The organism is Marinomonas sp. FW-1 (assembly GCF_005222245.1).
Classification (GTDB): Bacteria; Pseudomonadota; Gammaproteobacteria; order Pseudomonadales; family Marinomonadaceae; genus Marinomonas; species Marinomonas alcarazii.
Map to the genome: position 1 here is coordinate 1,528,138 of NZ_CP025987.1, position 25,461 is coordinate 1,553,598.

A 25,461-nucleotide genomic window follows, 5' to 3' on the forward strand; every position below is an offset into this window, starting at 1 on the left:
AGGTCGCGGCTTTAGCCCGACAACGTAATTATTCCCTCCCCTTATGTCTTCCAAGGGGAGGGCTAGGATGGGGTTATTACTTTGGCTCTTCAGGGCTTTGCCCCTGACTTCTCGAGATGCGAGCAAGCTAAACACCACCGCTCGACACTGTCGTTTGACCTCGCTCTTGGCGTTCGCCTTACTCCGCATCAACCTTGTAAGTTGTTGATTTAACTTTTTTTGTAGGTCGCGGCTTTAGCCCGACAACGTAATTATTCCCTCCCCTTATGTCTTCCAAGGGGAGGGCTAGGGTGGGGTTATTACTTTGGCTCTTCAGGGCTTTGCCCCCGTCTTCCAAATGCGAGCCCTATGTTTATTGACCATACCTGTTAACGGGTGCTATTAATAGCACTCGATTGCTTGCTAGGAAGTCACTATGCAGATTAAATTTTCTGAGGATGTTATTCCTCTATCAGACCTAAAGATCAATCCCGGAAAGGTAGTGGGTCGAACGCAGGAAACGCATCGCCCAATTCTACTTACTAGCCGTGGCCGCGGCGTAGCGGTGGTTCAGGGGCTCGAAGATTATGAGAAAACCGCAGAGGAATTGCGGTTTGTAAAAGCGGTGGCGCAGGGACTAATGGATGCTCGCGAAGGCAACACCGTATCCTTGGAGGACGCCAAGAAAACCTTGGGAATCAAGTAAATGGAATTACGCATCGTACAGTCTGCTCTTGAGGATTTACAAGCTATTCAGGAGTATTACCGAGAACAAGATGTGCCGCATATCGGTGATGACTTCGTCGCTGCTATCTTGAAACATTGCGAAATGCTTCAAATTTACCCAGATATAGGACGAATTGTTCCTGAATTCAACATGGATCACATTCGTGAATTGATTCACGCGCCATTTCGGGTTGTCTACCTCAGACAAGCCAAAGAGATTGTTCTAATACGCGTCTGGCGAAGTGAGAGACAGCTTGAATTAACAGAGAATGAGGCCTAAGCAAACGCCACAACTCAACTTGACTGCTTTAGATGGCCGTTTGACCTCGCTCTTGGCGTCCGCCTTGCTCCCATAATCTCTCCAGTATAAAACGAGATCACTCGAAATTTTTCGATTTTGATGTTTTAACGTTATAACGCTACATTGTTAAAACCCCTGAAGAATCGTCGAGGTGTAACATGAGTAATTTATCAAAACGTTCAACCGTTTACTTTGAGCCTGCTATCCATCAAGCGCTAAAAATGCGAGTGGCATCATCAGATGTTTCTATTTCAGAACTAATTGATGAAGCAGTTCGTTTGCTTATGAGAGAAGATCAAGAAGACCTTGCTGCCATATCAGAACGAGTGAATGAGCCAGAAGTGACTTATGAAGTTTTTCTAAACGAGCTGAAAGCGAATGGCAAAATATAAGATTACTTTCAAAAAGTCGGTCAGCAAAGATTTTAAGAATATCCCTAAAAAAGACGTCCCCCAAAATATTTCAAAAAATTGAAAGTCTAGCTGATAACCCAAGAGCAGAAGGCTGCATCAAGCTATCTGGTTTAGATACTTGTCGCGTAAGGCAAGGTTTATATCGCATCATTTATCAGATAAGAGATGACGTATTGATCATAAACGTGATTAAAGGTGCACATAGATCTTCTGTATATAAAAATAATTAGTCTTACCCTTTACGTTAGCCTTGCCCCAAAATACCCACTATCTTCAATCGAAGAGCACGATTAGCGAAGTAGCTTTTTTAAGGAAATGCTATTGTTCTAATGAATAACTGATTCAAGCTACGGACAAGTTTCTTCCCTTTTCTTCAAGGGGAAGACGGAAGTTGGGGTTCTTTTGCGCTTCGGAGCTTTAACACTGCCTTGTCTGATAAGTAATCAAAAACTACGAGCTTTTACTGGTGGCTGGTTTGCAAGTCTTTTAGTATCAATGGGTAAAGAGAATAACGCACAACTGTATTAATATAATGTTGGATACCTAAAGGAGCAAAGATGTCCCTCATCGCTAACACACCTAACCCGCCATATTACGCGGTAATTTTTACATCTCACCGTACTGAAGTTGATAGCGGTTATGGTCAAATGGCAGACCGAATGGTCGAACTAGCTTCAAAGCAACCAGGGTTTTTAGGCATAGAATCGGCACGAGAGGACGTTGGAATTACTGTTTCATATTGGTCTGATCTCGAGTCCATCAGGCAGTGGAAAGCACATGCAGAGCATCAACAAGCCCAAAAGCTTGGCCATGAAAAATGGTATTCATCATTTAAAACTCGCATATCAAAGGTAGAGCGCGACTACGGTATTTAGCAAACCAATTAATCCCATCTTAATACACTGCGCTTTTTTCCGCATGCAAAGACGTTTTGGATCACAGCGACGTTGTTAGAAAGTAGGGCAAGCAAAACTAGTAACTTATTTGCAACGCCAGGCATTTTTAATATGCGTTGTGATTAAATATTCAGCGGTATCAGTATTGCGTTGTTCATTACTCAAGTGAGCATTATGTGATTGGAGGAAAAATGCAGTATATCGAAGTCAAAAGCAGTCAGATTCCGCTGGATTTACTGCTTGAAGCCGATCCTTCTGAAGCAAGTATTTCATCATATTTATTGGGCTCATGGTGTTTTGCTGCAATAGATAATGGGCGTGTTCTAGCGGCTTGCACAGTAAAACCTCACACTAGCAGTGTTGCTGAGATATTCAATATATCTGTGTATCCAGAGTTCCAAGGTCAAGGCTTTGGCTCCGCATTGCTAAAGTCAATTCTATTGCAGTTATCAAGTAAGGGGATCAATCGTGTTGAACTTGGTACTGGCACATTTGGCTATCAACTGACATATTATCAACGCCTTGGCTTTCGAGTCGATTCAGTCATCAAAGATCACTTTTTGCTAAATTACCCTGAGCCAATCTTTGAAAATGGTATTCAACACAAAGACATGCTGAGATTGTACATACAACTTTAGTGCGCACATAACAGGATAATGAGGGAGCGAGTAAAATTAAAAGACATATGCTAGCGAAAAATAACTATTAGAGTCGAAAGGTGTTTTAATTTTACTCTGACCCTTTTAGCAAATATACAGTTTATTTTTATGATTACCAATTATTGGCACGATTTGTCTAAAAAATAATCATAACTTTGCCTGTTTGTACTGGCAGCAATCCAGAAAGACCTTTAGTATCAATGGATAAGAATATTGGCAGACGAAATAACGCGCAGTGGATAAATGAAAAAACACGCATGCTCGTTTTTCCAGTTTTGACTTTTTTGGATATCAGTTAAAAAGTATTATTATTCAGAAAGTTAAAATGGTTTTAAGTGAATTTAAAAATGTGTAAACGCGCAAGCGGACTATTAAAATAATGAAATGGACACCCCCTTCTATACTGAGTAGGTCAGTTTAAAAGGAGGACGTTATGGATACGATTCATACAGTTGGTATTGATTTAGCCAAATCAGTTTTTCAGATATGCGCTTTTAATCGAGCTGGAAAAAAACTGTTTAATAAAATGCTACGTCGCAATCAACTTCTTCGTTTCTTAATCAATATAGAGCCATGTTTGATAGGAATGGAGGCGTGCGGTAGCTCCCATTATTGGGCTAGAGAGATAAGTAAACTAGGCCATACTGTGAAGTTGATGCCACCACAATATGTAAAGCCCTATGTTAAAACGAATAAGAATGATGCAGCAGATGCCGAAGCCATTTGTGAAGCGGTTAGCCGACCAAATATGCGTTTTGTGTCTGTTAAAAGTGAAGAGCAGCAAGCTTTGCTTTTACTCCATCGAGAACGAGATGGTGTTGTACGAGACCGAACGGCTTTAATTAATCGAATTAGGGCAAGTTTGCAGGAATTTGGTGTCAGTATCCCAGCAGGAAGGTTTCGCTTACAGATATGGTTTAGAGAAGATTTTGCTTTAGTTGAAGATTGTCTGCCCATGATGTTGTGTAATCATATTAAGGCGATGCAATCTAGATTAATAGATTTAGAAAAATATCTAAATAACCTAGATACACAAATTGATAGAGCGAGCCAAGAAAGTCGCCAATGTCAGTCTATTAGAGAAATTCCAGGTGTTGGTCGATTAACCTCATCAGCGTTAGTGGCAAGTATTGGTGATGCGAGAGAATTTGATTCTGGTCGTCAACTATCTGCTTGGTTGGGTTTGGTACCGAGCCAACACTCAAGTGGAGGAAAGTCACTATTACTAGGCATTAGTAAGCGAGGCGATTCGTATTTAAGGCGAATGTTTATTCATGGTGCTAGGGCGGTCATAAGACATATTAAACCGGGAAAGCCTTATTATGAGTGGATTACAAACCTGTTAAACAGAATGCATAAAAACAAAGTTATTGTGGCATTAGCCAACAAATTGGTAAGAGTTGTTTGGGCGATACTTGCACGAGATCAAAAATATCATGCTCAAACGATCTAAATTTTAAAGAGTGATACACCAAGTTTTGCTCAGTAAAAAAGAGTGATGACAAGATAGGTAAGACCGTGACTTGGAAATTCTGGGACTAACATCGTTTCGTTGAAAACGCCAAAATGATTAGAACCAAGTCAGCGGAGTTCATCAGGGATAAAAGCTAATAAAGCTTTACCAAAAATCCGAATAGATGGCTGCAAAACTGTTTTTGTTAGATCTTGATTTTGCTTGCAAAAATCGGGGTGTCCATAGATGTTAGGCATCAATATGGAAATAAAGCATGAATAGACTGATACGAATCTTATTGAGAGATAAAGACACCATACTATTGCCCATGATGCTCGTCGCTATGACAATATCTTTTGTTCCTTTTATAACTGACGAGTTTTCTAGTTTTGAGAAAAGCAAGGAGAGTGTTTTACTTGCATTGGTGACGGTAGGTGCTGTTATGGCGCTTGTTATGGTTCGTTTCCTAAGTGGTACAAACTTGTCATCAACTAAAGATGAGATTTACAAATATGAAATTGAGCATTTGCGCCATGAATTGAAAGCAAAATTTGCAAAGCAAACATCTCCAGTGTCAGAAGAAGATGAGAAAATCATAACAGATGAAATCTTAAATAGGCTAAATGCAGATGCCAATGCAAGCTACATTGATAAACTGAGGGATGAAATTAAGGCTTCGGAGTATAGATTAGATATTTTCAAGCGTGGAAAATCGACTTTAGATCGTATATATAAAGAAATAGATGCTCTTGGTAGGCGGGGAACTGTAAATTTGGTTCTGGGTGTAATTACAGCTCTATCTGGTGTAATTGCCCTATCTTTTTTCGTATTAGCTAAAGAAGGCACTCATTCTTCTCTAGGTGATTTTGCAATGGAGTTCCTGCCACGTCTATCTATCGTTCTTATCATAGAAGTATTTTCATACTTTTTTCTAAGGCTGTATAAAGCTAGCCTGGCTGAAATAAAGTATTTTCAAAATGAAGCCACAAATATTGAACATAATTTTGTTGCATTGGAAGCCTCTATTTCCATTGATGATAAAGCTTTAATAGAAAAGTGCATTCACAAGTTTTTGGCCGTCGAGAGAAACCCAATTATGACTGATGGCCAAACGACCCGTGAGATAATTCAAGAATCTATAACATCGAAAGAAACGCCAATTTCACCTGATTACCTCATAAAAGTAATAGAGGCAGTACGGAAGAGTGAAAATGCCTAACAAACGCATGTTGTCGGACTGGTTTTCCGCTACACTCCAAACCAGCCGCAAATGCGAGCGTTAGGAATACATATGCACTCCGACATCAAATGGAATGAATTAAAAAATTATGTTTACGCTTATGTAGACCCAAGAAAAGATGAGGTCTTCTACATAGGGAAAGGAGTTAACAAAATGGCTTTATCACACTTGCGAGATCAAAAGGAGTCTGACAAAGTCAAACGAATCAAAGAGCTAAATAGCTTAGGACTGGAACCGCGCATAGAGCTAATTCGTTATGGGCTTGAAACAAGCCAAGAAGCCGAACAAATCGAGGCATCATGCATTGATATCATTGGAATAGAAAACCTAACAAATGAGGTTAGAGGAAAGGGATCTAAAGCAGCAGGGAGAAAGACGCTTGAAGAGGTTTCAGCTTTAATATCAATGCAAGATGTTGAGGTAGATGACCCAGCAGTTATCATCCTGATAAATAAACTATTCTACTACGGTATAGATGAATTAAGTCTTTACGAAATTACACGGGGTTGTTGGAATAGGCTACCCAAAAACTATAGAAATGCAAAATACGCACTAGCAGTTTATGACGGCATAATTCAAGAGGTCTACGAAATTGCGGGTTGGTTTAGTGCAGGATCTACTCAATATTTCAATCGAAAACTTAAACATGAAGCGGCCGATAGAATGGAGTTCGTTGGAAAAGTAGCGAACAACCCAGTCCGAGAAAAATATAAGAACAAATCCATAAGAAATACCGTAGGTCGCAGTTATGGATATAGTACAAAATGGCTAAACCTTGATTAAGCTCCTAACAAATCAATCAACTACGCGCCTACGGCGCCGGACGCGGCAGAACCGCGCCGGTTATTGAGGCGTTATGCCTTAAGGAAGAATCGTGGAATTAACCGAAGAAAATAAACTAGAAGAGATTTTAAGGTTGGCTGCTGACGAGCCAGCCCATCGACCACAATTCTGTGAAATCCTACTAAGCTCGGAGGTGTTTTTGCTTGGTACGACTGGAGTACTAGGTACAGACGGAGAGGTGAATCTCGAAGCCGGAAATAAAATTCAAATACAGCATTGGGAGAAAGCAGATAGCTCACCTGTAATTCCGTTCTTTTCCTCGCTAGAAGTGCTGCAAAAATCAATCAATAGCGAAGAATCATATTTAGCCCTACCAGTTCGTTCTTTGTTTGAAATGACGCAAGGGGCTACGCTATTTCTTAACCCGAAATCAGACTATGGTAAAGAGTTTGCTCCTGAAGAAGTTACGCATTTGTTATCTATAGGCATCAGTCAGGCTCCTTCTCAGAGAGTCGTAGAGAAAGAAACTAAGGTGCTACTGGGGCAACCTTCTAATTACCCTTCAAAGATGATTGATTCACTGACACAGCTCTTGGCAAAACATGGCAATGTTAAAAAAGCTTATCTGGCACTCATGCATGACTCGTTTGTTGATGAGAAACCTCATCTAATAGTAGGCATAGAGGCAGATGGTGATATTGAAAAGGTTATGAGAGCGGCTGGCGCCGTAGCTGGCGATACCGCGCCCGAAGGCGAGGCTGTTGATCTATATAGGGTCAATGAAAATGATTCTGGTCTTTGCCAGTACTTTATAAATCAAACTAAGCCATTCTACGAGCAAAAATGGGGTTCAAAGCTCAAATCGTGGTTTGGTGTAGGCAAGGCATAACAAGGTGCTGCTAGGGACAAACCTATGCTGCGCTTCGGTTTGCCCCAGAGCACGGCGTTAGGTGTTTTAAAGAAGGAAATTATTATGAGTTTTACAATATGTCCAGATGGAAGCTATGTTGGTGGTAACACTTTTACAATATGCCCTGATGGAAGTTATGTTGGTGGTAGCACTTTTACAATATGTCCTGATGGGAGCTATGTCGGGGGTAGTACTTTTACAATTTGCCCTGATGGAACTTATGTTGGCGGTAGTACCTTTACGATTTGTCCAGATGGTTCATATGTGGGCGGAAATAACTTTACAATTTGTCCTGATGGAACCTATGTCGGTAACCACACCTAACAAACAATTTAAGAGCGATTCCCCACACTTGGCATTTTTGGTTTAGGTCAAGTTTAGTGTTTACGGCGCTCAAATTGAGTGCCGTGGTAGCCGTGGTAGCGTGGCTCACACCTTAATTGGGCGTTAAAAGTCTATGAATCATCCACTATTGCCAATGCCAGAGAGAACAGAAGAATCAGATGCTGTTTATGCTGTGCTGGGACGAGCTTTGGCATACGCTACTGAATTCGAAAAAAACTGTAGAACTTTGGCCCATTTGTTTGATATCGAAAAATCGGAGAGTGAGTTCTCTTATGAGATCTATAAGCTAGTCAAGTCAGATACTTTGTATACAAAGATAAAGCTACTTATTGGTGAGCATGGATTACCCGGTTTGATGGAAGAAAAAATACATGGGGCAAGAAAAGCTAGAAATTTTATTGCTCATGAAGCGGCGGAAGATCATAGAAGAATGATGTCAACACCACAATTAATGAAAAGCTTCGAGACTACTATTATGCAGATGACCGGGGAATTAGCTGATGGAAATCAGATCGTGCTTGATGTAACGAGAATGCTGAAGGAAGGAAAGCGTGGTCATGGGTCAGATGTCGTTGCATATTCGTTCGCTGTGGCTTCGTGGATTAGCAGTGACAACTTTTAAAAAAGCGTTATGCGTAAAGGAACTCATGGATATTATTCAAGAAATAAAAGAATCTTAGGGTTGGGTTGGTATCGATCCTGTCGAGGTCGTAGGTGAAAATGACTTCGGTAACCTAATGGTCAAAGATTCTTCTGGTTATTATTGGCGCCTTTGCCCCGAAGATGTTTACTGTGAAATAGTGGCAACCAATCGCGAAGAGCTAGATAGCCTTTCAACCGATCAAGAGTTCCTAGAAGATTGGTATATGCAGGCTTTAGTTGAGCAGGCCAGTGAGCATCTTGGGCAACTAACCGAAGGTCAAAAATACTGCTTAGTAACCCCAGGCGCTTTAGGTGGTGAGTACGTAATTTCAAATATTAATACAGCACCGCTGCACGAACTAATTAGGTTTTCGGGTCACGTAGCAAAACAAATCAAAGACCTACCGGATGGTGCGCAAATTCAACTGCGGGTTACCGATTAAAATCGCATAACAAGGCGCTCAAGCAAGGACAAATTTTCCGTGGCCGATTTTTGTGCTTTATCGCTACGCTAGCACAAAAACTTCCACTCCAAACTTGCCGCTTAGCTTGGCGTTAAAATACAACCCAAATCTGTCTATAGAAACAACAACCCTGCAAAAAGGGCACTCCCCAAAGTACCCTTGCTTGCTCCCCCAAAAAAGTCACCTCCAAACCGGCTTTCTCACTTCTTGATCCACATCCGCAGCAGTTAAACCGAGGTCTTTCAGTTGGGCGTCGTTAAGTTGGCTCAATCTGCTTCTTGTACGCCAGTTGTGAGCTATTTTGGCTAGGCGTTGTTTCCATGTGTTTGCTTTTAGTTTAGCTAATGCGTTTTTGCAGTTAGAAGTTATGTCTAGTTGGTTGTTTTCGAGGTTGTTCATTTCTTCTGATGTGCAGTTTTTCATGGCGCTATCCTTTTCTCTGTTAATTAGTTTGTTTGCTTTATGTTCAAATAATCGGCTATTAATTGCGGTGCGACAAACGAGAAAAAGTGTTTTATAGTTAAGAAAATCTTACTTATAAAAGGTGCCTTCCATGTCTTCTAGTCGAGCTTTACCGCCGCTTAAATCTTTGCAGGCGTTTCGTTATGCGGCACAGACGTTGAGTTTTAAGAAGGCGGCGGAGTCGCTTTTTGTGACGCAGGCGGCGGTGAGTCAGCAGATTAAAACCTTGGAGCAGGCGCTAAGTGTGGAGTTGTTTGAACGGCACACTCGCCAAGTGGTGCTGACGTCGGAAGGGCAGTATTTATTTGACTACGTTGAGAAGGCATTTGGCTTATTAGAAGAGGGTGTGAAAGGCATTACGGAAGATCCAAACCCAAATACTTTGGTGATTAGTTCGGTGCCGTCGTTTTCAAGCCGTTGGTTGGTGTCGCGCTTGGGTGGGTTTCAATCACAAGAGCCGGAGATTAACCTTCGCTTGAGTCCGAGTATTGATTTATCGACGTTTGCGGACAGTGATTTGGATTTGTGTATTCGCTTAGGTCGGGGCGACTACGCTGGCCTGAAGTCGCAATTATTATTTCAAGAGCATTTAGTATTGGTGTGTCATCCGTCGATGATTCGTATGAATGAACCGATTAAAGAACAGTTAATTAATATTCCGATTATTACTGATACTGGGCCAGACGTTCGGCATGTTTGGCCTGTGATGCAGCGATTTTTGGACCTTTACGATATGCCGATGAGGTCGCATTTGCATGTGGCGGATTCGACTTCCTTGGTGGAGGCGTTGTTGTCTCAACAAGGTCTGGCAATGATGCGTTATGGTTTGGTGTATGAGCTGATTGAGAAGGGGCTGTTGATTTCTCCGCTGCCTATTTATATGAAGTCGCAATATGATTTTTATCTTGTCGCGCCTGCGCCGCATTTTAAGTATCAGAAAGTGATGAAGTTCAGGCGTTGGCTTGAAGATGAGGTGAAGGCAATTGATTTGTCTTGGAAGGCGTATTTAAAGAACAACCCAGATATGGAGGAGGTTAGGCTTTAGTAGGTATTTAATACGACATTTGCTCTGTTTTTTATGGCTCTTTTTTAGCTGAGGGACATTAGGGACAGATAAAAATTTTTATCTGTCCCTAATGTCGTAATATCGGTCTTAAACATTCTTAGCTATTAGATCTGCTTTTAACAATCCTCCTTTGGTGAATAATTTGGCTGAAAAGTTCGGATTTCTTTTGGATTTAACTACATCAAATATCAGCTTAAGACCAGCAGCTTCTAGTAATAATTCGGGTCAGAGTAAAATTTAATGATTGTTCGTTGGCGCTATCCTGCCCACGTGAATTAAGCTAGTTAGCTTAATTAAGGGTTTGATGATCAGCTGGGCGCTGCCAACGATAAACAACCATGTGCCGCTTTCCACTAATGAGTCGTTGAGGAAAAAGAAGCTTCCGATCAAGAACCAAACTGCAATTAGTACGTCATTGAATGCGCCTAGAGCTTCGTATCGGCGTTGTACGACAAAATGCTCTTGTCCGATATCTAGATCCCATTCGCTGTCTTGCTTCACGTTTTTCTCCTTTGCTGAGGTTGTCATAGGGGAGATGACGATAAAGCAAAAGGAATTGGGATTAAACCCAAAATATTGTTCAGCTAGACTTTATTCTTGGTGATTACTTTGCTTCCTGAAAACACCCTCTTTACCCAGTAGCCAGATGTGAAAGGAACCGGCTCTTCCGGCGTGGTTTGTGTTTTGTTTTATTATTCCGTATCGAAATGGGTTGAACGGATGTTTGCAAACTCGCTTTTTGCCCACTGGTAAAATGCATTCTTTCTTGAGTCATGTGTTATAGGTGTTTCGGACAACAGGTGATAGGAAGAGCCATCTTTGATAAAAGAAAAGGGAGCCATAAGTTTTTTTGCTTTAAGCTCTTCAGGACACATATAAATGGAAGTAATGGCAAAGCCTAAGTTAGATGTTGCTGCTTGTAGGCAAAGGTAGAAATGCTCAAATATCATTTCATTTTCTATTAATAGTGTCTCTTTAGGTGTGTTTGATAGCCACTTTTGCCATGCATCGAAGCGAGACTTTGTGTGCAGTATTGTCATTGGGCTTTTGCCCTTTTCATATATTTTCCAATGATTTTCAGAGCATACGGGCCCAATCAGTTCATCACATACTTTTTCAGAAAAATAGTTTCTATTCCAAGTGAAATCATTACGACGTAGGGCTATGTCAACTCTCTCTGTGCTTAAGTCTATATCACCACCGGCAGCAAAAATTCGGATAGGTATGTCTGGATGTAATTCATGAAATTTAGGGAGGTTAGGGATAAGCCAATTCATGGTTAAGGTTGGTTCGCAGGATACGACTAAAGGTTCTTTTGAGTCAGAATAAGAAAGGTTTTTTAATGTGTTATCGAGTTCAGTGAAAATTTTAGTGCAGCACCTTTGCAGTATTTCCCCTTCTTCTGTTAGATAAATTCTTCGGCTTCTTCGTGTAAAAAGTGAAAAGTTTAAATTTTCTTCAATATTTTTGATCTGACGACTAACAGCGCTTTCTGTTAGGTTCAAGTCTAATGCCGCTTTAGAGATGCTTTCATGCTTCGCTACAACACTGAATACTTTTAATGAGTTCAGTGGAGGTGTTCTGAAGCCATTTGTCATTGCTATTTCCTCAAGTATGTATGAAATAAAAATCAATTTATTTTTATTTCATACTAATAATAATTGACGTGTATTTCAATGTCTCCATGGTGTTTTACTCGATTATAAATAAACTACGGGTGAAATAGGATGTCAAGAAATACTTTTTATAACTTTTAAAAATAAATGAATGGAAATGGTATTAAAATATGAATGAAATTATTGCTGTTATTGTAATCACTGTTTTAGCCGTTATAAGTCCTGGAGCTGATTTTGCTATGGTAACGAGAAACAGCTTTCTTTACGGTAGAAAATCAGGCGTAATGAGTGCCTTGGGAATCTCTTTAGGGGTTCAAGTTCATGTTATTTATACGATATTTGGTATTGGACTCTTGATCTCTCAAAGCCCTTCTTTATTTATGGTTGTAAAATTTATAGGTGCGGCCTATTTGATTTATATTGGCTTTAAAACAATAAAAAGTGTAGTAGTTAGTGCTGGAAGTCAAAAAGAAATTCAGGGTTTTAATAGTTATAAATCTTTCAAAACAGGTTTTTTTACTAACGCCTTGAACCCTAAAACCATGTTTTTGTACTTAGTGTTTTTACCCAATTTTTAAATAAGGATACTGGCTTTTTTGTTTTATGTCTTTATGGGGTTTTTATGTCGTTAGCTCATCTTTTATGGTTTTGTATCGTTGCAATATTTTTCTCAACGCCAAAACTAAGAGAGGGAATGCTGAAAAAACAAAGAATCGTAAATAATTTTATCGGAGGTGTGCTGATGTTTCTAGGTGTGACTTTATTTTTCTCTCCAATGATAGGGAGTTAATTATAGTAATATAATGGGTGCTTAATACTCTAAAAAAGGTGGTAAGTAGTTATTATTAAAAAATCACTTCCAAACCGGCTTTCTCATTTCACTAACCTTGTCTGCAGCGGTGAGGCTGATGTCTTTCCGTTGCGCTTCGTTTTTGGTGGAGGCATTGTTGCCTTGGCAAGGTATCGCCATGATGCGTTATGGCTTGAAGATGAGGTGAGGGTGATTGATTCTTCTTGGCTGGTGTATCTACGGAATCACCCAGATATGGAGGAGGTTAGGCTTTAGTAGGTATTGAATACGACATTTGCTCTGTTTTTTAGGGTTCTTTTCGAGCTGAGTCGATTATTTTTAAGAAAAAAATTGATGGATTTGTTACAGTTTGGCGTTCGTTAAAAATAAGGTAGCACTTTTGTATTATGCCCATTAGAAATTTATTCGGTTCACTGCCTACATTTGCCGTTGAGCCTGACCAATTCCATGTCCTGCAATCTGCCTTTAGTTTTCGAGAATATTTATTAGAAGCGATCCAGAACGCTCAGTCTAGGATCTATCTTGTCGCGCTTTATCTGGAAGATGATGAAGCAGGCAGAGAGATTTTGACGGCGGCTTATGAAGCAAAACAACGTAACCCAAGCTTGGATATTGCTATTTGTGTTGATTGGCATCGCGCTCAGCGTGGTTTGATTGGTGCCGACAAGTCGAAAGGCAATGCGGGTATGTATCAGGCGTTTGCACAAAAGTATGAGCATGCTGTGCCTGTTTATGGTGTGCCTGTTCGTAACCGTGAAGTGTTTGGTGTGTTGCATCTGAAAGGTTCTGTCATTGACGATACGGTGATTTACAGCGGCGCAAGTATTAATAATGTGTATCTTCACCGCCAAGATCGCTACCGTTTTGATCGTTATCATGTCATTCAGCAGCAAGCTCTGGCCGATAGCATGGTGGGATTTGTCCATAATGCGATTATTTTGCAGCCTGCGGTGCATGATTTAAATCAGACAGATTTACCGACGACGAAAGACATTAAATCTGATATTCGACAGTTTCGGATTTCGTTAGGTAAGTCGTCTTACCGTGGCGAGAAACAAGCGATTAACGATCAGCATGTGGCGGTGACGCCTATGGTTGGTGTCGGGAAGCGACATAATGTGTTGAATCAAAAGATTGTGTCTCTGCTGTCTGATGCGAAACAAGAGATTGTTCTTTGTACGCCGTATTTTAACCTTCCTAAAGTGGCTCTACGGGAGGTTAAGCGCGCTATTAAACGTGGTGTGAAGGTCCATGTTATTGTCGGTGACAAAACCGCCAATGATTTCTATATTCCGCCAGATCAACCGTTTAAGGCGATTGGTGGTCTGCCGTATTTGTATGAGATGAATTTGCGTCGTTTTGCTCAAGCCAATGAATCTTATATTGCGTCGGGTGGCTTATCGATTCATTTATGGAAGCACGATAGCAATAGTTATCACCTAAAAGGCCTTTGGGTGGATCGTTGTCGTATGTTGCTGACTGGCAATAATGTGAACCCACGCGCGTGGGCGTTGGATCTGGAAAATGGTTTGTTGATTGACGATCCAAAGCAACATTTGTTGGCTAAGTTTGAGGCTGAGTTTGATGGTATTCATCAGCATACCCAGCGTATCTCATCTTACGAGCAACTCGATTCTATTCATGATTATCCCGCCAAGACACAAAAACTGCTGAGAAGAATTATTCGCACCCGCGCGGATCGATTGCTTAAGCGAATTTTGTAGAAAAACTCATACCTTCATACTTATGTTAAAGCATAAAAAAAGCGAATCCGAGGATTCGCTTTTTGTGTTTTTTGGTATTGCGTTTTTTGGTGTTGCTGAGCAACTTAAAGCTATTTTTATTTCGCTTTAAGGTTTTTCTTAACAGTATTTGAATACCATTCTAAGAAGTTTATAACGCCGAATTCAAATGTTTCAGAGTAAGGGCCAGGTTGGTAACCGATAGAGTTAATACCTAGCTGGTTGCGTTCGCCAAGTACTTTGTCTTGTTCGTTAGTGGCATCCCATACTCTACGTAGTTTTTCGGTATCGTAGTCAACACCTTCTACTGCGTCTTTGTGGACGAACCATTTGGTTGTGACGATGGATTCTTGTGCTGAAACAGGTAGCACGCGGAATACGATAAAGTGGTCGGATTGCATGTGGTTCCAAGAGTTCGGCAAATGCAAGATACGCATTGAGCCTAGTTCGCGGTTTTGGATGCGTCCTAATGTTTTCTGACAGGCGGCAGAGCCATCTATCGTCATAACTTGCGTGCCTTTTTTAAGTGGCATACGCACGATACGATTGCGCTGCACTTCACCAAAGCTTTTGCTCTTATGTGGAATGCCTTCTTTGTCCCACTGCGCTGCTTGTGCGTTGTAGTGGTCGTGGAAGTCTTGTGGCGCGCGTGGATCTTCGGTGTCGTCCCACTCTAGAAGTGTGTTCAACAGTTCTGGGTGGCTGCCTGAGCAGTGGTAGCACTCGCGGTTGTTTTCAAGTACTAGCTTCCAGTTGGCACGTTCGTACATGGTGGATTCAACAGCCAGCTTGGTGTTTTCAACATCATACGGTTCCATGTAGGCTTCGAGTGTGGCTAGGTAATCGTCAAAACCATCATCAGGCTGTGTTTTTCCTAGGCAAACATAGATGAATCCGCCACCGGTTTTGCAAAATACCGGTTTAAGGCCATGCTGCTTCAGGTCGAAATCTTTGTTCATTTCTGTGCCGGCAAACAATAGGTTGCCTTTTAGGTCGTAAGTCCATTGGTGATAAGGACAAACTAGGTTGGCGACTTTGCCTCTGTGTTCTGTGCAAAGTACTGAGCCACGGTGTCTACAAGTGTTGTGGAAAGCATTCACGTTGCCTTCAGCGTCACGCAAAATAAGCAGTGAGTTTTGCCCAACCTCGACGGTGATGTAGTCGCCTTTCTTTGGAATTTCACTGGTCATTCCAACAAATAGCCACTCTTTTTGAAAGATCTCTTCCATGTCGATTCTGAACATGTGTGGATCATTATATAGCTGAGCATCTAGAGAGTAATTGCGTGCGCGATTCTCTAGTAACTCATACATTGTCGTTTTTGCTTCGTCTAAAGAAGCATGGCGTACGTTCAGTAAATCGTGTTGATTCATCTTTCTGGACCTTCATGACAAAAAGATTGATGGGCAAATATGCGTCGTTCATTAACTACGAGGCTATAGTCGCTGAATTATCGGCCAAAAAAATGACTATTCACGACACGCGGTGATACATAAATCGACTCGCTATTGTATGTGTCATCTAGGTTTGACCTCCATGAGCAACTTATTGTCGCTTAGAGTAAACTCGCATATACAAACTGCGCCCAAAATGGCTCGAAAAGGCGTCATTCAATTTATATGTACTCGACTTTAATAAAAGAGATTTCAATATGACCAACTCTTCTTCTGCTATTGTGAATGCTGATTATTTAGCTCCGGTAAATACTCAGACTTGGGTTAATGGCCGCCATAACGTGCGTTGTGTAAAAGTGATTCATGAAACGTGGGATGTGAAAACATTCTGTTTCATGGCGCAGCAGCCTGTGATGTTTTTCTTTAAGCCTGGGCAATTTGTCACATTAGAGCTGGAAATTGAGAGTAAGCAGGTTATGCGCTCTTACACCATTTCGAGTTCGCCTTCTGTGCCATACAGCTTCTCCATTACAGTGAAGCGCGTGCCTGGTGGGGAAGTGTCTAATTGGTTGCATGACAACATGGTGATAGGCACAGAGTTGGCGGTGCATGGACCGGTTGGTCAGTTTAACTGTATTGATTACCCAGCTGATAAAGTGTTGTTGTTATCAGGTGGTGTTGGTATTACGCCTGTGATGTCGATGGCGCGTTGGTGGTTCGACACGAATGCTGATGTTGATATGACGTTTATACACAGCGCTCGTTCTCCAAGAGACGTTATCTATAGTCGAGAGCTTGACCATTTGGCGGCGCGATTAGACAACTTTGGTTTGTACTTGATCGTTGAGCGTATGGAAAACGGTTTGCCTTGGCAGGGTTACCGCGGTTATTTGGATGCGGCAAAACTGGATATGATTTCGCCTGATTTCATGGAGCGAGAGATTTTCTGTTGTGGGCCTGCGCCTTACATGAAAGCCGTGAAAGAACTTCTTATCTCCAGAGGCTTTGATATGAGCCGCTACCATGAGGAGTCTTTTGGTGCGACGCCAGCAAGTGTTGTGGAAGACGCCATCGAGCAAGCGGAAGTGGCACAGGCTGAAGCGGAAGCCGTAAATCAAGAGGATCTGGTCCGTGTTGAGTTTACTGGAAGCGGTAAGAGTATTCAGATTGGCGCAGGTGAAACCTTGCACAACGCCGCGGCGAAACTGGATCTGATGATACCTAAAGCCTGCGGTATGGGGATTTGTGGTACTTGTAAAGTATTGGTTAAAGAGGGTGAAACTCAGATGGATCACAACGGTGGTATTACCGATGAAGATATCGAAGCGGGTTATGTATTGTCTTGCTGTACCGTGCCGAAATCTGACGTTGTGCTTGAGTATTAAAATTTATTGAAAAAAAGCGTTCAATTAAAGAGCGGTCTTGTTCTATATTAGTGCATGGTGTTAGATTTTGGGTGTGAGCTAGAGTGCGTTCTGCTCTAGTTCAACTATTATTATGTGACAATAAGAATAGGACGCCTTTGATTTCGTGCCTCCTTAAAAATAATAAAAGTACTTCTTAGTGAAATTGGTTATGTTGGTCTAGTTCTTGCCTAGCATGAAGAAGCACAAAAATGAGGACTCTAATATGGTAATGGCAAATGACTCAGGTCTTGCGTTTGATGCAAGAAGCACTACAAAAGTGGGTTTTTTATTGCTCGATCATTTTACAATGATTGCGCTTGCCTCTTCGATTGAACCGCTGCGTATGGCGAATCAATTGTCGGCCGAAGAACTGTATAGTTGGAATTTAATTTCCGCGGATGGGAAGCCTGTAACTGCAAGCGATGGTTTGATCTTAACGCCAGATCTATCCATTGAAGATAACGTAGAGTTTGATCTAATTATCGTGGCGGGTGGCGTTGATATCACTAGGGCTTTTACTGCGAAGCAAGTTTCATGGCTGACGAAACAATCGCGTAAAGGTGTTAAATTAGGTGGTATTTGTACTGGGGCGTATGTGCTTGCATATGCTGGGCTTTTGAATGGTTATCAATGCAGTGTGCATTGGGAATGTTTGACTGCCTTGCAAGAAACGTTTCCTAAGGTGAATTGCAATAATAAGCTTTTCTCAATTGATAAGGATCGATTAACGTCATCAGGCGGTAGTGCGCCTATGGACATGTTTCTAAACATGATGACGAAGCAGCATGGTCCAAAATTATCTAACGCTATTTCAGATATGTTTATTTGTGATCGTATTCGTAATGAGTCTGATCAACAACGTATGCCGATGCGTCAGTTTAGTAATGTGGGTGTTTGCACTCCTAAGCTGGTGGATGTTATTGAACTGATGGAAAACAACTTAGAAGAGCCTATTGAGCTTGATGAGTTGGCTAATTTTGTCGATGTGTCTCGTCGTCAGATTGAGCGAATGTTTCACCGTCATTTGGATTGTTCGCCTTCTCGCTATTATTTGCGTTTGCGCCTTGAAAGAGCGCGTAAATTGCTTAAACAATCCAATATGTCGATTGTAGAGATTTCGATGGCATGTGGCTTTATATCCACGCCTCATTTTAGTCGCTGTTATCGTAAGCATATTGGTGTTTCACCAAGAGACGAGCGAAAAATTGCTTGGAAGGGTGAAGTGCCTGACGCGCTTAAAGTTGATAAGAACGAAGCAATTGTCTATATTCCACATGCTCATGATGCGTTAAACACTTCGCATTCTGAGCCTAGTTATGGATCTATTTCAATGTAAGTTGTGACAGATTCGATAAGGCCCAAGTCTTAATAATATTAAGGCTTGGGCTTTTTTGTGGGCGGGAAAAAATTATTTTTTGTGGCAGTACAGTAGTATTTCCTTGTCGGTTTGGCCTTTTTTAACGCATTGCCAGTTTGGGTAGGTGGTTGCGTCTTTTTTAGCTTGCACTATGAAGAATGGGGCTTTCTGTGTTGTTAGCCAGCTGTTAGTGTCTGCTGCACGCTGTTTCGCTTTGCCTGATGAATAATACTGAGCTGAGAAAGGTCTTTTATGCAGATAAAATAAATCGCTCTGTGTGGCTTCTGGCTGCTGTTTCCAGACGGCGAGTATTTTGTCTTCTGAACGTTTCGGTACTAAGTCGAAGTGCAACGCACTAAACAGAACAATAAGCAAAATAGGGGTGATGAAGCCAATTTTATAGAACCAGCTTGGTAGCGGTTTTTTGCCTTGTAAGTAGGCGATCAGGAGCGCGGAGGCAGGCAGTGCTGGCATCACGTAACTGGCTAGAATATTACCTGAAAAGCTGAAAAGTAACATGGGCGACAGCATCCACAACACTAAAAAGCTACCAAAGCCGTCTGTACTTTGCTCTACGTCTTTGTTGTCTTTTATCGTGCGAATCCATTGCAGTATAAGTAGTGGACTCCATGGCAGCATGGCAAGAAACGCATAGAGCCAAATCGTGCCACGCGTTCTTTCATGGGCGGTGCCATAAAGATCGCCTTGCCAGCCACTGACAATGAAACGCTTAATGTGTTCGCCGACGATGAAGTAATCTAAAAAGCCCGGTGTTTTGTATTCGGCAATGGCGTACCAAGGCACAGAAATAACAAGAAAAATGAGTGTGCCGTATCCCCAAGGTAAAGCGCTCCAGAGTTTTTTCCAGCGCCCATTAGGGAGTAACCAAATGGTTAAACTGATACCAATTAATACAATGGCAAGTGGGCCTTTAGAAAGCATGCCCAGTGCCAATCCTACGAAGAACAAATACCCCCAAATTTTGCCTCTATTGTTCCAAGCTTGCCAGAAGCTGATCATGCTTAAGCAGATGGAAAAAGTGAGGGCTGTGTCGGTCATCACAGCACCACTTAAGATGATAAAAGAAATCGTAGAAGCGAGAATACTGGCCGCAAACACACCTAAGACAGAGGATTGGAAATGATCTTTTGCCAGACTGTAGACTAACCAAATAATGCCTAGGCCAACGATAAGGTGCGGCACACGTGCTGCAAATTCATTGACGCCAAAGAGTTCAAATCCAAGGCCACTTAGCCAAGTGAAAATAGGTGGCTTTCCCCAAAATGGCACATTGTAGTCAAACATCGGTGTTATCCAGTTGCCTGTCTCAAACATGATGCGTGCCATTTCGCCATAGCGGGCTTCTGTTGTGTCCATCAATGGGTAAAGTGAGAGAGAAATAAGACGCAGTATTAAGCAGCTGAAGAGCAGAATAAATAGCGTTTTATAGGATGGTAGTTGGGTTATTGTTTTTGGCATTATTCTGCGTCCACTGGGTGAAAAGTTGGTTGTTTTGTGGTGTCTTCCATGAGGACATAGAGTGGACGTTGTTTGGATTCAATGAACAGTCGTCCGACGTATTCCCCTAATACGCCAATTGAGAGAAGCTGAAAGCCGCCTAAAAATAAAATGATCAACATGGTTGAGGGGTAACCTGCTACCGGATCGCCCCAGACGATGGTTTTGGTGAAAACCACCAATGCCATTATGAAGGCAATCGCAGAGGTGGTGATTCCTGCCATGGTGGCCCAACGAAGAGGTTTGGTGCTAAAGGAGGTGATGCCTTCTAGCGCCAAATGAATAAGTTTTGCGTAGTTCCATTTGGTATTGCCGGCCAGGCGAGGGTCACGGTCAAAGGTAAGTATTTTACGGTGGAAGCCAGGCCAAGCTAATAAACCTTTCATAAAACGCGTTCGTTCAGGCAAGGTGTTAATGACCTTCACGACTTTTTGATCCATTAGACGGAAGTCGCCAACGTTTTCAGTGATTTGGTGGTCACTTACTTTCGACATAAAGCGATAAAAGCAATGAGCCGTGGTGCGTTTGAGCCAGCTTTCGCCATGGCGCTCCCGACGTTGCATCTCGACGATCTGCGCGCCATTTTTCCATGCTTCTACCATTTCTGGAATGTATTCAGGTGGGTCTTGTAGGTCTGCATCTAGTAAGATAACGCAACGCCCCGTAGAGGCTTTCATGCCAGCGCTCATGGCGGCTTCTTTGCCGAAGTTCCGGCTTAGGCGTAAGCAGCGTATTTGGTGTAATGGGTGGTTGAACGTATTGACTAATGCCCAGCTGTCGTCTTGACTGCCATCATCAATATAGAGAATCTCACAGTGTTGATGAAGTTGGGACAGGGCATCACAAACTCGTTGTTGGCAAACGCTGAGAACATCGGCTTCATTTAAAAATGGAATAATCACCGTCACCAAAGGTTGAGCTTTTGTGGCGGGCTCTGTTTGCGCGTATTGTCTATAAGGAATGGCTTTCATTGAATTCTCCAATAAGGGGAAGTGCGATGAAGGCATAATAAAGATAGCTGGGTCGCAAAAAGGTGATTCACTTTTTTTTCATGTCACTGTGTGACAATACGTGTCATAAAATGGTGTTACTTATCTTCTTTACTGACTGCTGAGACGACGATGAAACTACTCTTAATAGAAGACCATAAAGACATTGCAGGGGTGATCTTTGATTATTTCGAAATCAAAGGTTATGTCTTGGACTATGCAAACAATGGCTCGCAAGGGTACGAGTTAGCAAAAACGGAACATTATGATGTGATTATTTTAGACATCATGCTGCCCAAAATGGATGGATTAACCGTCTGTAAATCTTTGCGTGAGGCGGGTATTGATACACCAATTTTAATGCTTACCGCGCGTGACACGAAAGACGATATCTTGACGGGCTTTGACCATCTGGCGGACGACTATTTAGTCAAACCGTTTGATTTGGAAATTTTGGATTCTCGGTTGCAGGCTTTAGTTAGACGACGCAAAGGCAGTGTAGCGAACAAAACCCTGACCTTTGGGCGTTTATCTTTGGATATGAATACCCGAGTTTTGCAAAGAGAGGGTGGGCGCTATTCATTAAACCCATCTCAATACACTATTTTAAAATGTCTTATGCAAAAAGCCCCAGAAGTGGTGTCCAAAGACGAAATTTGCGATGCCTTGTGGGGTGATGAAGAGCCAGACAGCAAAGTGTTACGCAGTCACATTTATCAGTTACGTAGCTTGGTCGATCGGCCTTTTGAACATGCCTATTTAAGAACCGTTTCTAAAGTCGGATATCGACTTGTTGCTGAAGGTGATGAATGAAGCAATTTAAAACCGCAAAACAGTTAACCTTCACTTATTTTTCTATTGTGGCCTTTGCGATTATTGCCTTCCATTTTTCTATGTTTACTTCAATGATAGAAAACATAGAAATGATCTATGCCGAAAATCGTATGTTGAAAGATAAAAACACCGCAGTGTCTATGTTAAATGGTAAGGAATTAACCCATGTGTCGGTTCCGCCTTTTTCTGAGGTGTATGTTGGCAAGGAAAATTTGCCACCGGGAATTGTGTTGGTGAAAGGCATGGTGAATGACAAACCCTTTGAGCTGGATGAAGCCTCAGATACGAGCTTAGAGATGTTTGCTATGCGTTCGCAGGTGATGCTTAACGGTGAAATGAAAGAAATTTATGTTATTCACTATGATGAAATTTATGAAACTTCTGAAGCGCAAATGTTCGAAACGCAAAGCACTCAATTGATCTTGTCGTTGTTATTGTTAGCTGTCAGTTTGTGGGTGGTGATGCGGATTTCTGGTCGTTTGACTAAACCACTAGCGCAGCTGACGCAAAGTCTTGGTGCGCGCAGTCCTGCGAATTTGTCGGCCATCGAATTGCCAGAAGGGGCCGCAACAAGGGAAATACGCCAGTTGGTTGATCGTTTAAACAGTTATCAGAATCAAATACGTGATTTGATCGAAAGAGAGCGAGCCTTTAACCGCTATGCCAGTCATGAATTACGCACACCACTTATGGTGATAAAAGGCGTAACGACGCTTCTGGGAAAATCGGATTCAAAAGCGTTTTTAGAAAGGCAGCGAGTGCGAATGGTTCAGGCTTGCCAAGAGATGGAAGATTACATCACGACCTTGTTGTCTCTGACTCGAGAGGAAGATGTAGAGGGGATTACTTCACGCGTTGTGCAGCCGAGTGAGTATGACGACATTCGACAAATGCATTTAGGCTATTTGGCAGATAGGCCGGTAACGGTTGATATTATCAGCAAAGGTCAAATTACGACGAAGTTGCCTGTTCCGACTTTTCATATTTTGGTGGGCAACTTACTAAAAAATGCCATGGCCTGTACCGAAGAAGGCTTCGTTAATATTGTTATATCAGAAAATGAGTTGTCGATTATTGATAGTGGCTGCGGATTGAGTGGCAAACCTGGTGGCGAGGGTTATGGTTTAGGCTTGATGATAGTGCGAGATATTTGTGCGAAATACGATTGTTCGTTTTCATTGGTCGATAATGATAATGGCGGTTGTCGAGCGACGGTGGTGTTTCCTCGTTCTGAGTAATAGATTTAAATTGTTAATGGGTTAGATTCAATATCAGCATAAAACAATCGACTTTTTTGATGTTATTATCTCTCGTATATTGATACTGATGTTTGATGGAGAACATTCTATGAGCTCAACTATTTTAAAACGAATTCCGTTGCAAATGTTCTGGCCGACCTTTGATCCTTTTTTGTTTTGTGCTTTTCACAATGATACTTACCCTAAAGCCAATGGTTCTATGGGCCCAGATGCGCCGTTAAACAATCGCCCTCTGGGGCAAGACTTTGGTGGTATTGATGGTTGGCGTATGTACCATGGGAGAAGTATTCCTGGATTCCCTGCTCACCCGCATCGTGGTTTCGAAACCGTCACTATTGTAAACAAAGGCTTTGTTGATCATGCCGACTCGATTGGTGCGGCTGGGCGTTATGGCGAAGGCGATACCCAGTGGATGACCGCAGGAGAAGGTGTTCAGCATTCAGAAATGTTTCCTTTGCTGAACGAAGAAGGCCCTAATCCATTGGAGCTTTTTCAAATCTGGTTGAATCTACCAAGCAAAAACAAGATGGTGCCGCCTCATTTCGCAATGCTTTGGAATGAAGATACGCCTGTAGTGAGTGTCGCGGATGCCAATGGTTTGAATACTCAGGTTAAAGTGGTGGCAGGTTCGTTTCAGAATGTCGATCCTTCGCCTTGTCCTCCAGATTCATGGGCAGCGGATAGCAATAACGATGTGGCGATTTGGCTGATCGATTTACCAGAAAATGGTGAATGGACGCTGCCAGCAGCGTCTGCGAAGCTGAGCCGCACGCTTTACTTCTTTGAGGGCGAAAAGGTGACACTGGATGACACTACTGCTTCTATCAACGAAGCGTTTGTTTTGAAAAGCGATGCGCCTTTAGTGCTTAAAAACAAAGGTAAGAAAGCGCGTTTCTTGTTGTTGCAAGGTCGTCCAATTGGTGAGCCAGTGGAACAGCATGGTCCATTTGTGATGAATACAAGAGCCGAGTTGCAGCAAGCTTTTAGTGACTATCAGCGTACGCAATTTGGCGGCTGGCCTTGGCCACGTCATGACCAAGTGCATGATAAAGCGAAAGGACGATTTGCTGATCACGGTAATAGCAAAGTCTAAACGACTAGTACTCATGGCCTTTGCGGTTTAATGCTTTGCAGGGGAAAAGACCCAAAAGCGAGAGAAAGCGTAATTGAGGAATAAACCCACTAGTATGCCAGGTATCATTGCCAGATAAGGCCACAAGAGACTAAACGTTGGATTGTGCAGTGCTGGTGGTTGTGACATGAGTATTAGGTAGCAGCCCCAATTGGGTACAAAGGCCACAACAGAGCCGCCGAGAAATTGCGTTAACTGCAATGCGGCGGCTTTTTTGTTTGTGTTGTCTGGGTTTACATCGCTAAAAGTTATGCTGCGATTCCACCACCAGTTTGAGCTTGCGGCGATCCAAAAGGCAATGCCTCGTGCGACTGCCGGAGGTAGCCAGATAGCCAGCAGTAGCATGCTGCTAAGGTCGACTAAGAAGCCAATGCCGCCCACAATGGCGAAGCGTACAAATGTATGTTTAAAAATGTGTCTCATGGTGGCATTCTAAATACAGTTACATCAAAAAAAGATGAAACGCTTGTTATCGTCGCTTTTAACATTCCCGAAATAGAAGGATCGAACATGAAAATACTTGCATTTGGTGCTAGCTCAAGCCGCCAGTCAATTAATAAGGCTTTGGCCGGTTATACTGCAAATCTCGTCGAGGGGGCGGAAGTAACTCTGCTTGATCTGAACGATTTTGAAATGCCGCTTTTTAGTGAAGACTTCGAAAAAGAATTTGGTGTTCCGGCTAAAGCGCAGATCTTTGTTGATGCCATTGCCCAAGCGGATGCGATCGTTGCCTCTTTTGCCGAACATAATGGTACTTATTCCGCGGCCTATAAGAATATCTTTGATTGGGCGTCTCGTATTGAAAAAGCGGTTTTTCAAAATAAGCCAATTGCGGTGCTTTCTACATCACCTGGCCCTGGTGGTGCGAGCAGTGTGCTTGCTCAAACGGTGAACAGCATGCCATTTTTCAAGGGTAATGTTGTTGGTAGTTTAAGTGTGCCTAACTTTTATGATGTGATGAAAGACGGTGAAGTTGTTGATGCGTCTGTTAAACAGGCACTGTTGGGTATTGCTGCAAAGTTTTAAGCTTTTGCTCTGAAATTTTTGGTTAAATATAAGGAAAC

The 25,461-nt window shown here is 42.1% G+C and carries 28 protein-coding genes and 1 pseudogene; 22 read left to right on the plus strand and 7 right to left on the minus strand.

Annotation, left to right across the window (positions count from 1 at the left end):
• Nucleotides 1–415 precede the first annotated feature (415 nt).
• The 13 genes from C1X04_RS07135 (at nucleotide 416) to C1X04_RS07190 (ending at nucleotide 8,790) form a co-directional block, all read left to right on the plus strand.
• Nucleotides 416–685, plus strand: a complete 270-nt coding sequence (locus C1X04_RS07135) for a type II toxin-antitoxin system Phd/YefM family antitoxin (protein WP_012070385.1) — start codon at nucleotides 416–418, stop codon at nucleotides 683–685.
• The gene (locus C1X04_RS07140) at nucleotides 686–985 is read left to right on the plus strand and encodes a type II toxin-antitoxin system RelE/ParE family toxin (protein WP_110571843.1); all 300 of its coding nucleotides are present in this window, start codon (nucleotides 686–688) and stop codon (nucleotides 983–985) included.
• A 179-nt stretch (nucleotides 986–1,164) separates the two neighbouring features.
• A complete protein-coding gene (locus C1X04_RS07145; RefSeq protein WP_137169534.1) occupies nucleotides 1,165–1,398 on the plus strand; it encodes a CopG family transcriptional regulator in 234 nt (77 codons plus the stop codon).
• Complete coding sequence (locus C1X04_RS18865; protein WP_137170742.1) at nucleotides 1,395–1,649, plus strand: type II toxin-antitoxin system RelE/ParE family toxin; 255 nt, start codon at nucleotides 1,395–1,397, stop codon at nucleotides 1,647–1,649. The genes C1X04_RS07145 and C1X04_RS18865 overlap by 4 nt, the downstream gene beginning before the upstream one ends.
• Nucleotides 1,650–1,976: 327 nt before the next feature.
• Complete coding sequence (locus tag C1X04_RS07155) at nucleotides 1,977–2,294, plus strand: antibiotic biosynthesis monooxygenase (protein ID WP_110571846.1); 318 nt, start codon at nucleotides 1,977–1,979, stop codon at nucleotides 2,292–2,294.
• A 212-nt stretch (nucleotides 2,295–2,506) separates the two neighbouring features.
• Nucleotides 2,507–2,953, plus strand: a complete 447-nt coding sequence (locus tag C1X04_RS07160; protein WP_137169535.1) for a GNAT family N-acetyltransferase — start codon at nucleotides 2,507–2,509, stop codon at nucleotides 2,951–2,953.
• Between the two features lie 454 nt (nucleotides 2,954–3,407).
• Nucleotides 3,408–4,427 carry an IS110 family transposase gene (locus C1X04_RS07165; protein ID WP_137169536.1) on the plus strand — a complete coding sequence of 340 codons (1,020 nt, stop codon included), beginning with the start codon at nucleotides 3,408–3,410 and terminating at the stop codon, nucleotides 4,425–4,427.
• A gap of 274 nt (nucleotides 4,428–4,701) precedes the next feature.
• Nucleotides 4,702–5,646 (plus strand): hypothetical protein, encoded by a 945-nt coding sequence (locus tag C1X04_RS07170; protein WP_137169537.1) that lies wholly within the window; start codon nucleotides 4,702–4,704, stop codon nucleotides 5,644–5,646.
• 72 nt (nucleotides 5,647–5,718) lie between these two features.
• On the plus strand, nucleotides 5,719–6,450 hold the full coding sequence (locus C1X04_RS07175; RefSeq protein ID WP_137169538.1) for a hypothetical protein: 732 nt from the start codon (nucleotides 5,719–5,721) through the stop codon (nucleotides 6,448–6,450).
• Nucleotides 6,451–6,541: 91 nt separating this feature from the next.
• Nucleotides 6,542–7,339 carry an enhanced serine sensitivity protein SseB gene (gene sseB / locus C1X04_RS07180; RefSeq protein WP_137169539.1) on the plus strand — a complete coding sequence of 266 codons (798 nt, stop codon included), beginning with the start codon at nucleotides 6,542–6,544 and terminating at the stop codon, nucleotides 7,337–7,339.
• An 84-nt stretch (nucleotides 7,340–7,423) separates the two neighbouring features.
• A complete protein-coding gene (locus C1X04_RS18435) occupies nucleotides 7,424–7,684 on the plus strand; it encodes a hypothetical protein (RefSeq protein ID WP_175404911.1) in 261 nt (86 codons plus the stop codon).
• Between the two features lie 133 nt (nucleotides 7,685–7,817).
• Nucleotides 7,818–8,327: a hypothetical protein gene (locus C1X04_RS07185; RefSeq protein ID WP_137169540.1), complete on the plus strand. Its 510-nt coding sequence runs from the start codon at nucleotides 7,818–7,820 to the stop codon at nucleotides 8,325–8,327.
• A 115-nt stretch (nucleotides 8,328–8,442) separates the two neighbouring features.
• On the plus strand, nucleotides 8,443–8,790 hold the full coding sequence (locus C1X04_RS07190; RefSeq protein ID WP_217495005.1) for a T6SS immunity protein Tdi1 domain-containing protein: 348 nt from the start codon (nucleotides 8,443–8,445) through the stop codon (nucleotides 8,788–8,790).
• A gap of 201 nt (nucleotides 8,791–8,991) precedes the next feature.
• Here the strand turns inward: C1X04_RS07190 and C1X04_RS07195 are convergent, their stop codons facing one another.
• Complete coding sequence (locus tag C1X04_RS07195; protein ID WP_137169541.1) at nucleotides 8,992–9,234, minus strand: DUF1127 domain-containing protein; 243 nt, start codon at nucleotides 9,232–9,234, stop codon at nucleotides 8,992–8,994.
• A 130-nt stretch (nucleotides 9,235–9,364) separates the two neighbouring features.
• Between C1X04_RS07195 and C1X04_RS07200 the strand changes: the two genes are divergently transcribed.
• On the plus strand, nucleotides 9,365–10,318 hold the full coding sequence (locus tag C1X04_RS07200) for a LysR substrate-binding domain-containing protein (protein ID WP_137169542.1): 954 nt from the start codon (nucleotides 9,365–9,367) through the stop codon (nucleotides 10,316–10,318).
• A 258-nt stretch (nucleotides 10,319–10,576) separates the two neighbouring features.
• Here the strand turns inward: C1X04_RS07200 and C1X04_RS07210 are convergent, their stop codons facing one another.
• Together C1X04_RS07210 and C1X04_RS07215 are read right to left on the minus strand one after the other, a co-directional pair.
• A complete protein-coding gene (locus C1X04_RS07210) occupies nucleotides 10,577–10,840 on the minus strand; it encodes a YrhK family protein (RefSeq protein WP_217495006.1) in 264 nt (87 codons plus the stop codon).
• Between the two features lie 191 nt (nucleotides 10,841–11,031).
• Complete coding sequence (locus tag C1X04_RS07215; protein WP_137169544.1) at nucleotides 11,032–11,937, minus strand: LysR family transcriptional regulator; 906 nt, start codon at nucleotides 11,935–11,937, stop codon at nucleotides 11,032–11,034.
• A 257-nt stretch (nucleotides 11,938–12,194) separates the two neighbouring features.
• Here C1X04_RS07215 and C1X04_RS07220 point away from each other — a divergent pair.
• Both C1X04_RS07220 and pssA read left to right on the plus strand, forming a co-directional pair.
• Nucleotides 12,195–12,745, plus strand: a pseudogene (locus tag C1X04_RS07220) (LysE family translocator).
• A gap of 407 nt (nucleotides 12,746–13,152) precedes the next feature.
• Nucleotides 13,153–14,490, plus strand: a complete 1,338-nt coding sequence (gene pssA, locus C1X04_RS07225) for a CDP-diacylglycerol--serine O-phosphatidyltransferase (RefSeq protein ID WP_137169545.1) — start codon at nucleotides 13,153–13,155, stop codon at nucleotides 14,488–14,490.
• A gap of 116 nt (nucleotides 14,491–14,606) precedes the next feature.
• Here the strand turns inward: pssA and C1X04_RS07230 are convergent, their stop codons facing one another.
• Complete coding sequence (locus C1X04_RS07230) at nucleotides 14,607–15,881, minus strand: aromatic ring-hydroxylating dioxygenase subunit alpha (protein ID WP_110571854.1); 1,275 nt, start codon at nucleotides 15,879–15,881, stop codon at nucleotides 14,607–14,609.
• Nucleotides 15,882–16,159: 278 nt separating this feature from the next.
• Between C1X04_RS07230 and C1X04_RS07235 the strand changes: the two genes are divergently transcribed.
• Nucleotides 16,160–17,287, plus strand: coding sequence for a hybrid-cluster NAD(P)-dependent oxidoreductase (locus C1X04_RS07235; RefSeq protein ID WP_281270034.1), 1,128 nt, complete (start codon nucleotides 16,160–16,162; stop codon nucleotides 17,285–17,287).
• Nucleotides 17,288–17,537: 250 nt separating this feature from the next.
• Nucleotides 17,538–18,644, plus strand: a complete 1,107-nt coding sequence (locus C1X04_RS07240; protein ID WP_137170743.1) for a GlxA family transcriptional regulator — start codon at nucleotides 17,538–17,540, stop codon at nucleotides 18,642–18,644.
• A 72-nt stretch (nucleotides 18,645–18,716) separates the two neighbouring features.
• Here C1X04_RS07240 and C1X04_RS07245 read toward each other — a convergent pair whose 3' ends face one another.
• Both C1X04_RS07245 and C1X04_RS07250 read right to left on the minus strand, forming a co-directional pair.
• The gene (locus C1X04_RS07245; protein WP_137169546.1) at nucleotides 18,717–20,144 is read right to left on the minus strand and encodes a glycosyltransferase family 39 protein; all 1,428 of its coding nucleotides are present in this window, start codon (nucleotides 20,142–20,144) and stop codon (nucleotides 18,717–18,719) included.
• Entirely contained in the window at nucleotides 20,144–21,154 is a 1,011-nt protein-coding gene (locus C1X04_RS07250; protein ID WP_137169547.1) for a glycosyltransferase family 2 protein, read from the minus strand. The genes C1X04_RS07245 and C1X04_RS07250 overlap by 1 nt, the downstream gene beginning before the upstream one ends.
• A gap of 150 nt (nucleotides 21,155–21,304) precedes the next feature.
• Between C1X04_RS07250 and C1X04_RS07255 the strand changes: the two genes are divergently transcribed.
• The 3 genes from C1X04_RS07255 (at nucleotide 21,305) to C1X04_RS07265 (ending at nucleotide 24,358) form a co-directional block, all read left to right on the plus strand.
• Complete coding sequence (locus C1X04_RS07255; RefSeq protein ID WP_137169548.1) at nucleotides 21,305–21,985, plus strand: response regulator transcription factor; 681 nt, start codon at nucleotides 21,305–21,307, stop codon at nucleotides 21,983–21,985.
• Nucleotides 21,982–23,244 carry a HAMP domain-containing sensor histidine kinase gene (locus C1X04_RS07260; RefSeq protein ID WP_110571858.1) on the plus strand — a complete coding sequence of 421 codons (1,263 nt, stop codon included), beginning with the start codon at nucleotides 21,982–21,984 and terminating at the stop codon, nucleotides 23,242–23,244. Before C1X04_RS07255 ends, C1X04_RS07260 begins: the two co-directional genes overlap by 4 nt.
• A 109-nt stretch (nucleotides 23,245–23,353) precedes the next feature.
• Complete coding sequence (locus C1X04_RS07265; protein ID WP_137169549.1) at nucleotides 23,354–24,358, plus strand: pirin family protein; 1,005 nt, start codon at nucleotides 23,354–23,356, stop codon at nucleotides 24,356–24,358.
• A gap of 27 nt (nucleotides 24,359–24,385) precedes the next feature.
• Here C1X04_RS07265 and C1X04_RS07270 read toward each other — a convergent pair whose 3' ends face one another.
• On the minus strand, nucleotides 24,386–24,820 hold the full coding sequence (locus tag C1X04_RS07270; RefSeq protein WP_137169550.1) for a GtrA family protein: 435 nt from the start codon (nucleotides 24,818–24,820) through the stop codon (nucleotides 24,386–24,388).
• 87 nt (nucleotides 24,821–24,907) lie between these two features.
• On the opposite strand from C1X04_RS07270, the gene C1X04_RS07275 reads away from it, so the two are divergent.
• Nucleotides 24,908–25,423 (plus strand): NADPH-dependent FMN reductase, encoded by a 516-nt coding sequence (locus tag C1X04_RS07275; protein WP_137169551.1) that lies wholly within the window; start codon nucleotides 24,908–24,910, stop codon nucleotides 25,421–25,423.
• The last annotated feature ends 38 nt before the right edge of the window (nucleotides 25,424–25,461 follow it).

What these genes read in the sequence shown, in the direction of transcription:
- C1X04_RS07135 (WP_012070385.1), top strand. Translation starts at nt 416, where the DNA reads ATGCAGATTAAATTTTCTGAGGATGTTATTCCTCTATCAGACCTAAAG.
- C1X04_RS07140 (WP_110571843.1), top strand. Translation starts at nt 686, where the DNA reads ATGGAATTACGCATCGTACAGTCTGCTCTTGAGGATTTACAAGCTATT.
- C1X04_RS07145 (WP_137169534.1), top strand. Translation starts at nt 1,165, where the DNA reads ATGAGTAATTTATCAAAACGTTCAACCGTTTACTTTGAGCCTGCTATC.
- C1X04_RS07155 (WP_110571846.1), top strand. Translation starts at nt 1,977, where the DNA reads ATGTCCCTCATCGCTAACACACCTAACCCGCCATATTACGCGGTAATT.
- C1X04_RS07160 (WP_137169535.1), top strand. Translation starts at nt 2,507, where the DNA reads ATGCAGTATATCGAAGTCAAAAGCAGTCAGATTCCGCTGGATTTACTG.
- C1X04_RS07165 (WP_137169536.1), top strand. Translation starts at nt 3,408, where the DNA reads ATGGATACGATTCATACAGTTGGTATTGATTTAGCCAAATCAGTTTTT.
- C1X04_RS07170 (WP_137169537.1), top strand. Translation starts at nt 4,702, where the DNA reads ATGAATAGACTGATACGAATCTTATTGAGAGATAAAGACACCATACTA.
- C1X04_RS07175 (WP_137169538.1), top strand. Translation starts at nt 5,719, where the DNA reads ATGCACTCCGACATCAAATGGAATGAATTAAAAAATTATGTTTACGCT.
- C1X04_RS18435 (WP_175404911.1), top strand. Translation starts at nt 7,424, where the DNA reads ATGAGTTTTACAATATGTCCAGATGGAAGCTATGTTGGTGGTAACACT.
- C1X04_RS07185 (WP_137169540.1), top strand. Translation starts at nt 7,818, where the DNA reads ATGAATCATCCACTATTGCCAATGCCAGAGAGAACAGAAGAATCAGAT.
- C1X04_RS07190 (WP_217495005.1), top strand. Translation starts at nt 8,443, where the DNA reads ATGGTCAAAGATTCTTCTGGTTATTATTGGCGCCTTTGCCCCGAAGAT.
- C1X04_RS07195 (WP_137169541.1), bottom strand. Translation starts at nt 9,234, where the DNA reads ATGAAAAACTGCACATCAGAAGAAATGAACAACCTCGAAAACAACCAA.
- C1X04_RS07200 (WP_137169542.1), top strand. Translation starts at nt 9,365, where the DNA reads ATGTCTTCTAGTCGAGCTTTACCGCCGCTTAAATCTTTGCAGGCGTTT.
- C1X04_RS07215 (WP_137169544.1), bottom strand. Translation starts at nt 11,937, where the DNA reads ATGACAAATGGCTTCAGAACACCTCCACTGAACTCATTAAAAGTATTC.
- pssA (WP_137169545.1), top strand. Translation starts at nt 13,153, where the DNA reads ATGCCCATTAGAAATTTATTCGGTTCACTGCCTACATTTGCCGTTGAG.
- C1X04_RS07230 (WP_110571854.1), bottom strand. Translation starts at nt 15,881, where the DNA reads ATGAATCAACACGATTTACTGAACGTACGCCATGCTTCTTTAGACGAA.
- C1X04_RS07235 (WP_281270034.1), top strand. Translation starts at nt 16,160, where the DNA reads ATGACCAACTCTTCTTCTGCTATTGTGAATGCTGATTATTTAGCTCCG.
- C1X04_RS07240 (WP_137170743.1), top strand. Translation starts at nt 17,538, where the DNA reads ATGGCAAATGACTCAGGTCTTGCGTTTGATGCAAGAAGCACTACAAAA.
- C1X04_RS07245 (WP_137169546.1), bottom strand. Translation starts at nt 20,144, where the DNA reads ATGCCAAAAACAATAACCCAACTACCATCCTATAAAACGCTATTTATT.
- C1X04_RS07250 (WP_137169547.1), bottom strand. Translation starts at nt 21,154, where the DNA reads ATGAAAGCCATTCCTTATAGACAATACGCGCAAACAGAGCCCGCCACA.
- C1X04_RS07255 (WP_137169548.1), top strand. Translation starts at nt 21,305, where the DNA reads ATGAAACTACTCTTAATAGAAGACCATAAAGACATTGCAGGGGTGATC.
- C1X04_RS07260 (WP_110571858.1), top strand. Translation starts at nt 21,982, where the DNA reads ATGAAGCAATTTAAAACCGCAAAACAGTTAACCTTCACTTATTTTTCT.
- C1X04_RS07265 (WP_137169549.1), top strand. Translation starts at nt 23,354, where the DNA reads ATGAGCTCAACTATTTTAAAACGAATTCCGTTGCAAATGTTCTGGCCG.
- C1X04_RS07270 (WP_137169550.1), bottom strand. Translation starts at nt 24,820, where the DNA reads ATGAGACACATTTTTAAACATACATTTGTACGCTTCGCCATTGTGGGC.
- C1X04_RS07275 (WP_137169551.1), top strand. Translation starts at nt 24,908, where the DNA reads ATGAAAATACTTGCATTTGGTGCTAGCTCAAGCCGCCAGTCAATTAAT.